This is a genomic window from Sphingorhabdus sp. Alg239-R122 (assembly GCF_900537065.1).
Taxonomy (GTDB): Bacteria; Pseudomonadota; Alphaproteobacteria; order Sphingomonadales; family Sphingomonadaceae; genus Alg239-R122.
In genome coordinates this window covers 181201-195185 of sequence record NZ_UNRC01000003.1, presented here as the reverse complement: position 1 = coordinate 195185, position 13985 = coordinate 181201, and the positions used below count along the sequence as shown (strand labels likewise).

Here is a 13985-nt window from a genome sequence, read left to right as displayed (position 1 = left end):
ATTAACACTGATGCAAGTATCTATAGGCTAGCCAGCCGCACACGACAATGGTTATAGTGCCGCTCACATGCCGGACACACTCCTAAAAAAACGCGGACCTTCGCTCGAATTTATCGGACTGTCACGCCATTACGGCAATGTTGTCGCAGTCGACAATATCAGCCAGCATATCGAACCAGGCGAATTTATCGCGCTCGTTGGCGCATCGGGATCAGGCAAGTCCACGCTGCTCAAAATGGTCAATCGCCTGATCGAACCGACATCAGGCCAGGTCGAAATTGGCGGTGAGGATGTGACGACGCACGAAGTGCATGAGCTACGCCGTTCCATCGGTTATGTATTCCAGAATATCGGCCTGTTCCCGCATATGGATATTGCGCATAATATTGCCATCGGTTCGCGTATTGGCAGCCGCCCGGTCCTGCCCACAGGTGAAATTACCGAGTTGCTCAAACTCGTAGACTTGCCCACTGAAATGGCGTCACGCATGCCCGACCAACTTTCCGGCGGGCAACAGCAGCGCGTCGGTGTGGCCCGTGCACTATCGACAAAACCGGGATTAATGCTGATGGACGAGCCTTTTGGCGCGCTTGATCCGATTACCCGTGAAAATCTGGCGACAAGCTACCGCGCACTGCATGACCGGCTCGGCCTCACCACCATCATGGTGACGCACGACATGGCCAAGGCCTTGCTTATCGCAGACCGTATCTGGGTAATGTCAGCAGGCAAGATTGCAGCTGATGCCAGCCCCGCGCAATTGCTAGCGGGCGGATACGGAGATGAGGCCGAAAGCCTGGTTGCGGTGCCGCGCGGACAGGCCGAACGATTGCTCGCCAGAAAGGCAGACGGCTGATGCATGAATGGCTGAATAATATCGCTCCCGCATTTCAGCGTGTACCCGAATTGCTCGCACAGCATCTGCAGCTCAGCTTTGCCGCGCTCGCGCTGGCACTGCTTATTGCGCTGCCACTGGCGGTCTGGGCCTCGCGCAACCGGCATGTCGCGAATGTCGCACTCGGATTTGCCAGCCTTGTTCAGACAATCCCCGCACTGGCCCTGCTTGCCCTGTTTTACCCACTGTTGCTCGCCCTCACTGCCCTGTTTGGCGACCTGATACAGCCGCTTGGTTTCCTGCCCTCCCTGCTTGCACTGACGCTCTATGCCCTGCTGCCCATATTGCGCAACGCAGTGACTGGCCTGAACGGCGTGGATGCGGCCATTGTTGAGGCTGCGGACGGGGTCGGCATGACCCGGGCACAGAAATTGCGGTTGGTCGAAGCACCGCTCGCCGCACCCACCATCATGGCAGGTATCCGCACGGCGGCGGTATGGACCATCGGCGCGGCCACGCTGTCCACCACCGTAGGCCAACCGAGTCTGGGCGATCTTATCTTTGCCGGACTACAGACACAGAACTGGTCGCTGGTACTTGCAGGGTGCCTGACATCGGCGGCGCTTGCCATCATTGTCGACATGCTGCTCGGCACAATCGAAAATGCGATTGCCACACGGCGCAAACGCCGCGGCTGGACCGCGGCGGCATTACTGGCGGGCGGGCTTGTCTTTGCGCTCGCGCCTATAGGGGCCAGCGGCGATGGTAAAGATACTGTCATTATCGGTTCAAAACGGTTCGGCGAACAATATATATTGGCCAAACTCATCGGCCATAGGCTGGAAGATGCGGGCTATAATGTGCGTTACCGCGAAGGCCTGGGTAGCGCAGTCATGTTCCAGGCGGTAACCAATGATGACGTAAATATCTCGATCGACTATGCTGGCACGGTCTGGACCAATGAAATGGATCGGACCGACAGCGTACCGCGGCCCGAAATGATCGACACCATCACTCGTTGGTCGCGCGACACATATGGCGTCAATGTTGCAGGGCCACTGGGTTTTGAAAACACCTATGCGTTTGCGGTGCGCCCGGATGATGCAGAAAACCTCAATATTAAAACAATGGATGACCTTGCCCGTGTCTCTCCCGATTTCGTATTCGGCACTGATCTGGAGTTCCTGGAACGTCCTGAATGGCAGATGGTGAAAGACGCCTATCCACTCCGGTTTAAAGGTGAACGCGCGTTTGAACCGACATTTATGTACAAGGCATTGTCGAGCAGGCAGGCAGACGTCATTTCCGCCTTTTCCAGCGACGGACGTATTGCCGCCAATAATTTTGTCGTGCTGGATGATCCCAAAGGCGCCGTGCCCGCTTATGATGCATTACTAATGGTCTCCCCCAAATATGCGAACGATGCAGAATTTATCGCCACTATCCAGCCGCTCTTAAATGCGATTTCAGTGGAAAAAATGCGCAAAGCCAACTACATGGTCGATCGTGAAGATGACAAGAAAAGCCCCGCCGAATCTGCCCGCTGGCTGGCGGGACAACTGGAAAACAAGGAATAATATGCGCACCTGGATTTATGCTGCCCTGATTTTACCGTTTCTGCTTTTTGCACATACGGCGCATGCAGCTGTCACCATCACTTTTTACAGCCATGATTTTGGCAGCCACTTTCCGCACGCCTTTATCGTACTGAAAGGTACTCTCGACAGCACGGGTGAGAAAGTGGACACCAATTACGGCTTTACCGCCGTCAACATCTCCCCCGGAATCCTGTGGGGCCGGGTCAAGGGCAAGATAGAAACTTCCAAACCCAAATATGTTGCGGACAGCAACCGGCATTTCTCCATCGTGCTCACCGATGCACAATATGCCCGCGTCATTGCCAAGGTTGAGGAATGGCGGAATAGAAAGCAGAAAAGCTATAGCCTGAACAAAAGCAACTGTGTCCATTTCGTAGGTGAGGTCGCACGGTTATTGGGCCTGAAAACCAACCTGAAAAGCAAGTATTTCAAAAAGCCCAAAACGTATCTGCGCGAAGTGGAAAGCCTGAATCCTGATCTCAGCACCTAGGCAGGACAAACCTGCCTAGGCAAAGCCGCGCCGCACCGACACTACTGTACCCACAACAAAATATACGGAAAGCATAACGAGAACGACATCAAGCGGATTGAAGCTGATGCCGAAACCGAAAATTGACGCTGCAGCCCATAAAATAATGATCATTTCAATCAATATGTAGGAAATACCAGCGGTTTCACGCATGATAGCTTTGTATAATTCATCGTGCCGTATCCATAATAATATATTTACACCCAACTGCACTGCAACCATGACCGCAATGATCAGTAGATGGCCCAGATGCGAAGAACCATTCACATCACCTGAAATAGTGCTGAGCAGCCACAATATGACGGCATATGCGCTCATGGCCAATGCACTCAGGCGGAGCATGGGAGTCATTTCCTTCAATTCGGCTTCGTCCAGCTCTTCGCCATCGGGCAGGTTTGCAGATAGGGCTTTTGCGCTAAAACTCAGTGCCAGTAAAATAACTGCAATGAGCACGAACAGCACGGACATCAGCATCGCCAGAAGCTGGGCGGTGGAATAGCCCTGCATAGCTGCCTTTATGTCTACACCAACGACATTATCCAGTAACCAGATCGCGGAATAGCCGAAAATTGCACCAATTATCATCGGGATCAACCATCTGCGCAGCCACGACTTTTTTGTGTTCTCGGTACTCATCTCAATCCTCCTCAGGCTGCCAGTAGTCGATGAATATTTCATCAACAGGCACACCGAATAATTTTGCCATATGCAAGGCGAGCGGCAGGCTGGGATCATATTTGTCGGTTTCCACCGCGTTGATCGTCTGGCGCGATACACCCAGGCGGCGAGCCAGTTCTCCCTGGCTCCATTCCCGCTGCATGCGCAGATCTTTCAACCGGTTTTCCAACCTGACCTCCTATCGAATCGACCTGTAAAGAGTTCTTTACTGTAAAGAACTCTTGTCTGTCAATAACTCTTTACAATCACTATGCTTGGTAACAGTAACTACAGCGCCGGATTATTATAGCTGTGCCAGGTGAATATCGCGACTGCCCCGCGGTGCGGAGACCAGGGTTCAGCAAGCGCGCGCGCTTCCTTTTCGCTGGGGCGTTCGGGCAGGTTCAGTATTTTACCAATGCCCGCCTGCACGGCAAGATCACCGGCGGGCCATATGTCGGCACGGCTTTCAGCAAATAACAGGTAAATTTCAGCGGACCAACGCCCGATACCCTTCACTCTGGTCAGATATTCAATGGCCTTTTCATCATCGGCCGGCAGATTATCCAACGGCAATTCACCCGTGGTGATAAGCTCCGCCAGCGAACGGGCATAGCCCTGTTTCTGGCGTGACAGACCGCAGGTGCGCAATGCATCAAAATCGGACTCCAGCACAGCTTCAGCCGGACAGCCATCCCCCAGATGCGCCTCCAACTTGTTCCACACTGATGATGCCGCCGCGACGCTAACCTGCTGACCCACAATGGTGCGTAGCAATGTCTGGTATCCCCGCTCCCTGATACGCGGCTCAGGATAGCCGGTGCGCTCAATCGCATCCGCCAACAAGGGTTCGTTTTTGGAAACTGCGGTTAAACCGTCAATTATCTGTTGTTTGCTGAGCCCCATTGCCTTGCCTTTCCCGGCACAAGACACTCTTGCCATTTGCCGCACAAAAAGTCATAGCAGCGGCAAGTACGCAATTGAAACTTTATTCGAACAAAGGCCCAACCATGCCCAATATTATCGTCGTCAGCCGTGACGGAACCGAAAAGACAATCGAAGCCGAAAACGGCCTGAGCGTGATGGAAGTTATCCGCGACAATGGCTTTGATGAGCTACTTGCGCTGTGCGGTGGCTGCTGTTCCTGCGCCACGTGCCATGTCCATGTGGATCCGGATTTCAATGACAGGCTGACACCCATGGACGAAGACGAGAATGACCTGCTCGACAGCAGTGACCACCGCAATGAACAGTCACGGCTGAGCTGCCAGATCACGGTCGAAGATAAACTCGAAGGTTTGCGTGTGCAAATTGCGGAGGAAGATTAAATTCCGTCCGGAAAAGTCTCATATCCGTCGTCATTCAATCCCTTGATAAGCGCGATCAAGCACGCTTCCATATCGTCTTGCGAGGTCGAACGGACCACGAAATTGGCACCGACCTTACCTTCGCGAAAGAAGGGGTAGCTGCCGATCTGGCATGTTTCATACGCTTTTTCGGTTTTGCGTAGCAGGCTCGCCACTTCACTTTCAGGAATCCAGCAACCGACCGTGGCGGACAATAGCGGTGCACCGCCCTTCAGCTTGCCAGTAAGGGCATCCAGCATGCCTGCCGTGATATGCGGTACACCTGCCATGATAAACATATTCTCAATCTGAATACCCGGCGCACCCGACATGCGGTTTTCAATGAGGTCGGCGCCATCGGGCACACGCGCCATACGCAGACGGCCTTCATTCACACCGCCCTTGTCAGCATAATATTTTTCCAGCACGGCCACCGCTTTTGGATGATGCACAACATCCACGCCCAACGCTGCAGAAACAGCATCCACGGTAATATCATCATGCGTCGGTCCAATGCCGCCTGTCGTGAACAGATAGTCATTGCGCGCACGCAATATGTTCACCGCCTCGACAATTGATTCCTGCACATCAGCCACTACCCTTACCTCGGCTAGACGGATGCCCTGTACATTGAGCCAGGTCGCAATCTGCGCGATATTCTTGTCCTGTGTCCGTCCGGAAAGGATTTCATCACCAATTACGATCAGTGCGGCGGTGTAGATGCGGTGTGCTGTCATGCAGTGACACTAATTAACCCATGCACCGTGGTAAAGCGCCAAGTGCATTTACCGTGCACGATAAAGTGGATACGAATGCACCCCCACCTACGCTGCCTGTCAAAGCTGTCAGGGCGTTATTCGGTGTCCTGGCGCACAGCCATCAGGATAGCAATGCCGCCGATAAAGGCCGCTGCCGTGCCCGTCGCCCCTGCCGGGAAAACCAGCCCCGTTCCCTGCGGCAGGGCAATGATATTGACAATTGTGGCAGCAACACCGCTGAGCAGCGCCAACCCGCCAACAGTTTTGGCAGCGATGCCCGCACTGCGTAGCAGGGACATTCCAAATCCGGCGGCGGCAAGGCCGATGAGCACTTTGGCAAGAAAGTAAAAGAAAAACGCACCGGCCACAACAACACGAAACAGCGGGAAAAATTCTTCACCTGCACTGATTATGGCAGGGAAGAACGATAGGCCCATGGCAACCTGTATCGCATTGAACACACCTGAAAGCGCCAGTGCCGCCCATGCCGCTGGCATAGCGCATTGTCGTGCCAGAGCGGTCAGCGCCGCGACTGTCACAAGCGTGAACGCGGCAAGTTCAATCATCCACACCGTGCCAATTTCAGCACCGCGCTCCGCAAAATAGGCTGTATAACCGGCATGCGTAGGCTCATCTGCCCCGCCCAGCGTCATCATGTAAACAATCTGCGTAACAACACTGACAATCAGTGCACCACCCGTTAGCAAGCCTGCATTTTTTAAAGTAGACGACATATTCCCTGCTCCCCTTATAATGTTTGGTCAAAGTTATTCGCTCGCTACGGCGCGATGGTTACAAAGGGTACATAAAACCGGGCGAGCCATCCTGCGGTCAACATGTCTCCATTATCACATAACTATCTTCTCGCAATTCGTGCGTAACGGCATTATATCGCTTGGCATGAACGAATATCAGATTGTAGATACAGACACCGATGTCACCCGTGATGGGACCATTAAACTGCACGGACCAGACGGTTTTGAGGGCATGCGCAAGGCAGGCCGCCTGGCCGCAGAAGTGCTCGACGCGCTGGTCCCGCATGTTGTCCCCGGCGTTACCACAGGTGAGCTGGATGACATGGTGCGAGACCATATGCTGCGCGAAGGCGGTGCACCTGCAACGCTCGGCTATCGCGGCTTCACGCATAGTTGCTGCATCTCGCTTAATCACGTTGTCTGCCACGGCATCCCGTCTGACAAAAAACTGAAAAAAGGCGATATTGCCAATATCGATGTGACTGTCATCATTGATGGCTGGCATGGTGACACTTCGCGGATGTTCCTGGTGGGTGATGTGCCGATCAAGGCACGGCGGCTGGTCGATGTGACCTATGAAAGCCTGATGTTGGGCATAGAGCAGGCCAAGCCCGGCAACCATCTGGGCGATATCAGTCACGCAATTCAGACATATGCAGAAAAACACCGTTATGGCGTTGTGCGTGATTTTTGCGGGCATGGCCTGGGCCGCCTGTTCCATGATGCGCCCGAAGTGGTGCATGTGGGACGGCCAGGCACAGGGCCCGAGCTGAAACCAGGCATGTTCTTTACAATCGAACCGATGATCAATGTCGGCAAGCCGGGCGTCAAATTGCTGGATGATGGCTGGACAGCGGTTACGCGTGACCGCTCGCTGTCTGCGCAGTTTGAACATAGCATCGGCATTACTGAAACCGGCTGTGAGATATTTACCGAAAGCCCCAAGGGCCTTCATAATCCGCCCTATTGAGCGTTGCTGATCTGGCAAGTGATAGCGGTGGATAATGTAAAATAACGGCTGGACCTTTACCCCGCATCATGGCTAAGCTTTTCCCCTGAAACACAGGAGAAGCAGGCATGCCCAGCGGGCGCGGCATTTTAGTTGGCATGATGGCGGCGGCGCTTGCGCTGACAGGCTGTGAAAAAGTACAGCAGACACAGCAGGAACGTAGCGAAACCACCACAGTCGATGCTGCTTATCTTGCGAATCCAGGTGATGGCAAAAACTGGGCAGCGACCGGTTACAGCTATGATGAACGGCGCTATAGCCCGCTGACGCAGATCAATACCGACAATGTCAGCGAGCTTGGCATAGCATGGTATGCTGACCTGCCTGATGCGCGCGGACAGGAAGCCACGCCAGTCGTAGTGGATGGCCGGATGTATATTTCCACTGCCTGGTCAAAAGTGTTCGCCTATGATGCAAAAACTGGTGAGGAACTATGGTCCTATGATCCCGAAGTGCCGGGTGAAACGGCAGCCAAGGCGTGCTGTGACGTTGTCAATCGCGGCGTCGCATTCTGGAAGGGCAAGATTTATGTCGGCACGTTGGATGGCCGGCTGATTGCGCTCGACGCGCTCACTGGCGCGCAGTTATGGGTGAGTGAAACGACGCCAGAGGACGGCAATTACACCATCACCGGGACGCCGCGTGTGGTGAAAAACATGGTGCTGATCGGTAATGGCGGCGCGGAATTTGGCGTACGCGGTTATGTCAGCGCCTATGACGCGAATGACGGCACACTCAAATGGCGGTTTTATACAGTTCCCAATCCGACCGGCGAAGCCGATGGTGCGGCCAGTGATGATGTATTGCAAACCGCACGCAGAACATGGTCGGAAAGCGGCGACTGGGTTGAATCAGGCGGCGGCGGAACGGTGTGGGATGCCATCGTTTACGACCACAAACTGGACCAGATCTATATCGGCACCGGCAATGGTAACCCATGGAATCACGGTGCACGCTCCAATGGCGAAGGTGACAATCTTTTCCTCTCTTCCATCATCGCGCTGAACCCTGAAACCGGTGAATATATCTGGCATTATCAACAGACACCGGCAGACAGTTGGGACTTCACCGCTACCCAGCCGATAATCCTGGCCGACCTTACCTATGAAGGCGTGGCCCGCAAGGTATTGATGCAGGCACCCAAAAACGGGTTTTTCTTTGTGCTCGACCGCGCCGATGGATCGCTGGTTTCCGCCGAACCGTTTATCGACGGTATCAACTGGGCGACAGGATATGATCTGGAAACCGGACGCCCCATCGAAAACCCTGATGCGCGCTATTACCGGACGGGCAAACCTTTTCTGGCCATGCCGTCCGCGCTTGGCGCGCATAACTGGCATCCAATGAGCTACAGCCCGGACACAGGCCTAGTCTATATCCCGGCGCAGCAGATTGCGGCGGCATACCTGCCGCCGATGAATGATCTGGACAAGGCACGCAAGCCGATCGGTTTCAATACCGGCGCGAGCGGCGAAGGCTTTACCCTGCCCGATGACCGTGCCGCCGTGAAGGCTGCTATCGCGGCAACAACAGGGCGGCTGGTCGCCATCAATCCGGTTACAGGAGAGATAGCATGGAAGGTTGACCAGGAAACGCCATGGAACGGCGGCACCATGACAACAGCTGGCAATCTGGTGTTTCAGGGTACAGCGCTGGGTCAAATGCGCGCTTATGCGGCCGATAGCGGTGAACAGCTCTGGTCCTATAACGTACAATCGGGCGTGCTGGGCGGGGCATCCACCTATATGGTGGACGGCGAACAATATATCGCTTTTCTGACCAGCAAAGGCGGCGTTTATCCACTCACTATCGGTGAAGGCGGCGGCGCGGCCAATGCCATTCCCAGTATTCCGCGCCTTATTGTCATGAAGCTGGGCAGCAGTGCCCAATTGCCTGCCCTACCCGCGACTGAACCTGCAGAATGGAACCCACCCGAACGGATAGGCGGAGATGCACAGGTTGCACAGGGACGCCAGTTATATATGCGTTATTGCTCGGTATGCCATGGCGGCGGTGCAGTAGGCGGCGGCGTGCTTCCCGATCTGCGTCGTTCAGGTACGCTTGCCGATAAAGACACATGGGACCGCGTCGTGCTGGAAGGGCTGCTGAAACAGGGCGGCATGATCAGTTTTGCCCCGGTGCTGTCAGAGACAGAAAGTGAGGCAGTGCGCGCCTATGTCATTGACCGCGCTCATTACGGCGCTGAGCATAGCGAAGCACCGGCCGCAGAATAACACATATCCCTGCCCAAATAATAGGCAGGGATAGGATATGACTGCCTATTATTCGTGCACAAAATCCATGTATCAGAGCCCGAAACCCTGCATTTCCGCTTACCACGCATTTGGCATGCTATTTGAAAGGGAATGACGCATCAGGCGCGGGCGCTTCATGCGCGCGCGGATTTTTTGCAAGATTCGGGCGGCTGCGTGGTTGCCACATAGAGAAACGAGGCCATCAGATGAAAAAAATTGAAGCGATCATCAAGCCATTCAAACTCGACGAAGTAAAAGAGGCGCTGCACGAAGTCGGCGTGTCCGGCATTACCGTGACCGAGGCCAAGGGTTTCGGGCGACAAAAAGGTCATACCGAGCTGTACCGCGGCGCAGAATATATTGTCGACTTTCTACCCAAGGTAAAACTTGAGGTTGTGGTGGATGATGAACTTTCCGAACGTGTTGTCGAAGCCATCGCAAATGCAGCGCAAACCGGGCGTATCGGTGACGGCAAGATTTTCGTGATTCCGATCGAAGCCGCCATGCGCATCCGCACCGGCGAACGCGATTCCGACGCAATTTAAGTTTCCAAATCTCAACCAGCAGGCAATGCCGACAAAAAAAGGCACTGCACAGAAAGGGCTAACATGGGCAAATCGCCAGCAGACATAGTAGACTTGATCAAGGAAAATGACATTGAATGGGTCGATGTCCGTTTCACCGACCCGCGCGGCAAGTGGCAGCATCTATCTATGTGCGCGGATGCCATTGACGAAGACGCGCTGGAAGATGGCCTGATGTTCGATGGATCCTCCATCGCAGGCTGGAAAGCGATTAACGAATCCGACATGATCCTGCGCCCTGACCTGGATGCGGCCTATATGGACCCGTTTTCTGCAACGCCAATGCTTATCCTGTTTTGCGACATTGTCGAACCTGGAACCGGACAGCTTTACGCGCGCGACCCGCGTTCCACCGCAAAACGTGCAGAGGCCTATCTCAAATCCACCGGGATTGGTGATACAGTCTATGTTGGCCCTGAACCTGAATTCTTTATGTTCGACGATGTCCGCATCGAAGATGGCTATGCGGGGTCGGGCTTTCAGCTTGACGATATAGAGCTGCCGACCAACACGGCTACCGAGTATCCGACCGGCAATATGGGCCACCGCCCGCGCGCCAAGGGTGGATATTTCCCGGTCGCGCCTGTTGACAGCGCCGTTGATATTCGCGGTGAGATGGTTGCGACCATGATGGAAATGGGCCTGCCGATGGACAAGCATCATCACGAAGTCGCCGCGGCGCAGCATGAACTCGGCCTGACATTCGGCACACTGGTTGAGACCGCCGACCGTATTCAGGTGTACAAATATGTAGTGCATCAAGTCGCCCATGCTTACGGTAAAACCGCGACTTTCATGCCTAAGCCTATCAAAGATGACAACGGCAGCGGTATGCATACACATATGTCGATCTGGAACGGCAGCAAGCCTCTATTTGCAGGCAATGGCTATGCCGGCCTGTCCGATATGGCGCTGCATTACATTGGCGGCGTGATCAAGCATGCCAAGGCATGTAACGCGTTCACCAACCCCGCGACCAACAGCTATAAGCGCCTCGTTCCAGGTTTCGAAGCACCGGTGCTGCTCGCCTATTCGAGCCGCAACCGCTCGGCCTCTTGCCGCATTCCCTATGGCAGCGGTGAAAAGGCCAAGCGTGTCGAATTCCGCTTCCCTGATCCGCTGGCTAACCCCTATCTTTCCTGCGCCGCATTGCTGATGGCCGGGCTGGACGGTATCCAGAACAAGATTCATCCGGGCGAGGCAATGGACAAAAACCTGTATGATCTGCCGCCTGCTGAGCTGGCCGAAGTACCGACTGTATGCGGTTCTCTCCGTGAAGCTCTTGAAGCACTCGAAGCCGATCATGAATTTCTGCTCAAAGGTGATGTATTCACAAAAGATCAGATCGATGCCTATCTCGAACTGAAATGGGAAGAAGTCAGTCGGTTGGAAACAACGCCATCACCGGTTGAATTCGATATGTATTATTCGTCGTAAGCACGGCATTACCTAATATTGAAAGGCCTCGGTTTGCATTCTTGCAGACCGGGGCTTTGCTTTGTCACGCTTCATTCTTTGGTACATATGCCATGGACAAGACATGCATACACGGTTTATCTTCTTTACACGCATTAAGATGCGTGGGGGTACAGATGGGTATTTGGAAATATGCGATTACCGGTGCCGCAAAATCAACCATGGCAGCCGCGCAAATGCCCGATTTCAAACCGCACCCGTTTTTGACCTTTGATACGGCGAAAAACTACACTGTCGATGTCGAATTGGCCGACGTGGATGGTGATCTTGACATCTTGGCAGCCCATGGCCGCCATTATCGAGGGCAGTGAACTAACCAACGCCTCTTGAACTTGTTATTCACTATTCTCTGTAAAATAACAGTTATGATTATAAAGTAGTTATTTAAATTTCATTACATAGATAAATATTCACATAGCATGAAGTATTATTCTATTTTTAAATAACATTAAAAATTTTTAATTAAATGTTATGTAAAAATACGATTAATAAGGATTATGTTATGCATGACATAACTTAAATTATAAAGAAAATCATTCAGGTCGCATATTAAAATTAATTTAGTCAGGAGAATTACCTTGTCTGAATTCGATGATTTGCGCGAATGGTCTGACGTACAAGAAAAAGACGTTTTGGTACTTAATACTACCATGACATGTCCGCTTAGCTGCGATTTTTGCTGCTATGGCTGCAATCCTAAACGTAAAGAGAAAATGCCTCTCGCAGAAGCTTTACGGCTTATCGATCAGGTTGCTGAACTGGACTGCTTTTCATCGATAGGTTTCACTGGCGGTGAACCATTATATTACCTGGACGAGTTCCTTAAGATGACCGATCGAGCTGCGCTGCATGCCATTCCCTACACTGTTGCAACATCTGGTTTTTGGGGGGCGGACTCTGCACAGGCAAAAATAACTGCAGCTCATTTGAAAGCAACTGGCTTACGCCGCCTCAATATAAGCTGCGATCCCTCCCATGCAGAGTTTGTTACGCCTGAAGCGGTTAGCACCGCAGCCAAATTGGTCGCCGCAACTGGCATCCCTGTTTATATTGTAGGAACTTTCACAAACCCGGAAGATACCCTAAAGAATTTTGTGCCTGATCTGACCGAAGTCAATAATGTCCATCTGGTAGACAAGATCGTTGCGAAAGTGGGCCGCGCTACCAAATGGGACGTTAATTATGGTGCAGCCGCCACAGATAAAGTGAAGACATGTTACCGCAGAGTATATCATGATCTAGTAGTTTTTTGGGATGGGAAAACCTATCCTTGTTGCTCGACATTTAATCGAGCAACACCAGGGCTCGTTGTCGGCAATGCATTTGAAGAAGGCCTTTCGGCGATCAGAACACGGGTTGAGGCCTCGCTCCTGTTCCGGGTTATCAAACGCGAAGGTTTTCCTGAACTCTACAAGATAATCAAACGACTTGATCCTGAGCTATTTGCCAGAATGCCAAAATTCGATGAATATCCAGGAGCTTGCAGTGCATGCAATGCCATCTTTAAAAAAGATGATATCGCGCAGAGGGTTTACAAGGTTTTTGATCTTTATCGTACACAGGAAATCTTGAAATCAATGGACAAGGTTGACCAGATTCTTGGGAAGGAGAATGCTGCTGCCTTCTTCGAGAACATGTTGGTTGAATGCAGCTGATTACACAGGAGAGAAAAATGTCTAGATCACGGAAAATATTGCGTACAAAATTGGAAACAAGCCCAACCGCCAGAGTAACGTTCATGAGCAGTTTTTTGAACTTGCTCAAAGAGCAGGGTGTCGATGTCGATGATGATGCGACAATAGCTGACTTTGGCCTGCATTTGGACCTGACAGACGGCAAAAGATGGTTCAATGGCTCTGCAGCATCATCAGCTATCATTACGATAACCGAATAATGCACCTGAAGCAGAAAACCTGAAATACGCCAGCTATCAGTCTATTATTTCTGTACATATATAGACGGCGTACCAATATCGGCGGCACCATGGTTAAACGATGCCAATCCAGGATACGGGCCGTAGTTCGTATGAAAACCGCTGGCGAGTTGAAACAAAAAGTCCGGAACACAGCAATGTGAACCGGGTTTTTTGCATTCTTGAAACCTGATACTATCCCACTAGAGTCATGCCGGTGACGGGTTAATGTCGCCTTCGTGTCGTGGTAGGCGCACGCTCCAAAAGTCAT

General features: G+C 52.6%; 16 protein-coding genes. 11 read left to right on the top strand and 5 right to left on the bottom strand.

Features of this window, described 5'->3' with window-relative positions:
* Positions 1–67 precede the first annotated feature (67 nt).
* The 3 genes from G6Q15_RS04830 to G6Q15_RS04820 are packed head-to-tail and all read left to right on the top strand — an operon-like array spanning position 68 to position 2923.
* Positions 68–856 carry an ATP-binding cassette domain-containing protein gene (locus G6Q15_RS04830; protein WP_164116238.1) on the top strand — a complete coding sequence of 263 codons (789 nt, stop codon included), beginning with the start codon at positions 68–70 and terminating at the stop codon, positions 854–856.
* Positions 856–2412, top strand: coding sequence for an ABC transporter permease/substrate-binding protein (locus G6Q15_RS04825; RefSeq protein WP_164116236.1), 1557 nt, complete (start codon positions 856–858; stop codon positions 2410–2412). The genes G6Q15_RS04830 and G6Q15_RS04825 overlap by 1 nt, the downstream gene beginning before the upstream one ends.
* 1 nt (position 2413) lies before the next feature.
* The gene (locus tag G6Q15_RS04820) at positions 2414–2923 is read left to right on the top strand and encodes a hypothetical protein (protein WP_164116235.1); all 510 of its coding nucleotides are present in this window, start codon (positions 2414–2416) and stop codon (positions 2921–2923) included.
* A gap of 15 nt (positions 2924–2938) precedes the next feature.
* Here the strand turns inward: G6Q15_RS04820 and G6Q15_RS04815 are convergent, their stop codons facing one another.
* From G6Q15_RS04815 to G6Q15_RS04805, 3 genes are all read right to left on the bottom strand, one after another.
* The gene (locus G6Q15_RS04815; protein ID WP_164116233.1) at positions 2939–3598 is read right to left on the bottom strand and encodes a hypothetical protein; all 660 of its coding nucleotides are present in this window, start codon (positions 3596–3598) and stop codon (positions 2939–2941) included.
* A 1-nt stretch (position 3599) separates the two neighbouring features.
* The gene (locus G6Q15_RS04810; protein ID WP_164116230.1) at positions 3600–3809 is read right to left on the bottom strand and encodes a helix-turn-helix transcriptional regulator; all 210 of its coding nucleotides are present in this window, start codon (positions 3807–3809) and stop codon (positions 3600–3602) included.
* A gap of 98 nt (positions 3810–3907) precedes the next feature.
* Positions 3908–4525, bottom strand: a complete 618-nt coding sequence (locus G6Q15_RS04805) for a DNA-3-methyladenine glycosylase 2 family protein (protein WP_164116228.1) — start codon at positions 4523–4525, stop codon at positions 3908–3910.
* A 104-nt stretch (positions 4526–4629) separates the two neighbouring features.
* On the opposite strand from G6Q15_RS04805, the gene G6Q15_RS04800 reads away from it, so the two are divergent.
* Complete coding sequence (locus tag G6Q15_RS04800; RefSeq protein ID WP_164116521.1) at positions 4630–4947, top strand: 2Fe-2S iron-sulfur cluster-binding protein; 318 nt, start codon at positions 4630–4632, stop codon at positions 4945–4947.
* Here G6Q15_RS04800 and G6Q15_RS04795 read toward each other — a convergent pair.
* Together G6Q15_RS04795 and G6Q15_RS04790 are read right to left on the bottom strand one after the other, a co-directional pair.
* Positions 4944–5702 carry a molybdopterin-binding protein gene (locus tag G6Q15_RS04795; protein ID WP_164116226.1) on the bottom strand — a complete coding sequence of 253 codons (759 nt, stop codon included), beginning with the start codon at positions 5700–5702 and terminating at the stop codon, positions 4944–4946. The two genes, G6Q15_RS04800 and G6Q15_RS04795, sit on opposite strands and share 4 nt — an antisense overlap.
* Positions 5703–5818: 116 nt before the next feature.
* Positions 5819–6457, bottom strand: a complete 639-nt coding sequence (locus G6Q15_RS04790) for a hypothetical protein (RefSeq protein WP_164116224.1) — start codon at positions 6455–6457, stop codon at positions 5819–5821.
* A gap of 166 nt (positions 6458–6623) precedes the next feature.
* Between G6Q15_RS04790 and map the strand changes: the two genes are divergently transcribed.
* The 7 genes from map to G6Q15_RS04755 all read left to right on the top strand — a co-directional run bounded on the left by map (position 6624) and on the right by G6Q15_RS04755 (position 13696).
* The gene (gene map / locus G6Q15_RS04785) at positions 6624–7448 is read left to right on the top strand and encodes a type I methionyl aminopeptidase (protein ID WP_164116222.1); all 825 of its coding nucleotides are present in this window, start codon (positions 6624–6626) and stop codon (positions 7446–7448) included.
* Positions 7449–7555: 107 nt separating this feature from the next.
* Complete coding sequence (locus G6Q15_RS04780) at positions 7556–9721, top strand: PQQ-dependent dehydrogenase, methanol/ethanol family (RefSeq protein WP_164116220.1); 2166 nt, start codon at positions 7556–7558, stop codon at positions 9719–9721.
* Between the two features lie 227 nt (positions 9722–9948).
* Positions 9949–10287, top strand: coding sequence for a P-II family nitrogen regulator (locus G6Q15_RS04775; protein ID WP_164116218.1), 339 nt, complete (start codon positions 9949–9951; stop codon positions 10285–10287).
* A 63-nt stretch (positions 10288–10350) separates the two neighbouring features.
* Positions 10351–11763, top strand: a complete 1413-nt coding sequence (gene glnA / locus G6Q15_RS04770; protein ID WP_164116215.1) for a type I glutamate--ammonia ligase — start codon at positions 10351–10353, stop codon at positions 11761–11763.
* A gap of 155 nt (positions 11764–11918) precedes the next feature.
* Positions 11919–12113 (top strand): hypothetical protein, encoded by a 195-nt coding sequence (locus tag G6Q15_RS04765; RefSeq protein WP_164116213.1) that lies wholly within the window; start codon positions 11919–11921, stop codon positions 12111–12113.
* Positions 12114–12380: 267 nt separating this feature from the next.
* On the top strand, positions 12381–13457 hold the full coding sequence (locus G6Q15_RS04760; protein WP_164116211.1) for a radical SAM/SPASM domain-containing protein: 1077 nt from the start codon (positions 12381–12383) through the stop codon (positions 13455–13457).
* An 83-nt stretch (positions 13458–13540) separates the two neighbouring features.
* Complete coding sequence (locus G6Q15_RS04755; protein ID WP_164116208.1) at positions 13541–13696, top strand: hypothetical protein; 156 nt, start codon at positions 13541–13543, stop codon at positions 13694–13696.
* The last annotated feature ends 289 nt before the right edge of the window (positions 13697–13985 follow it).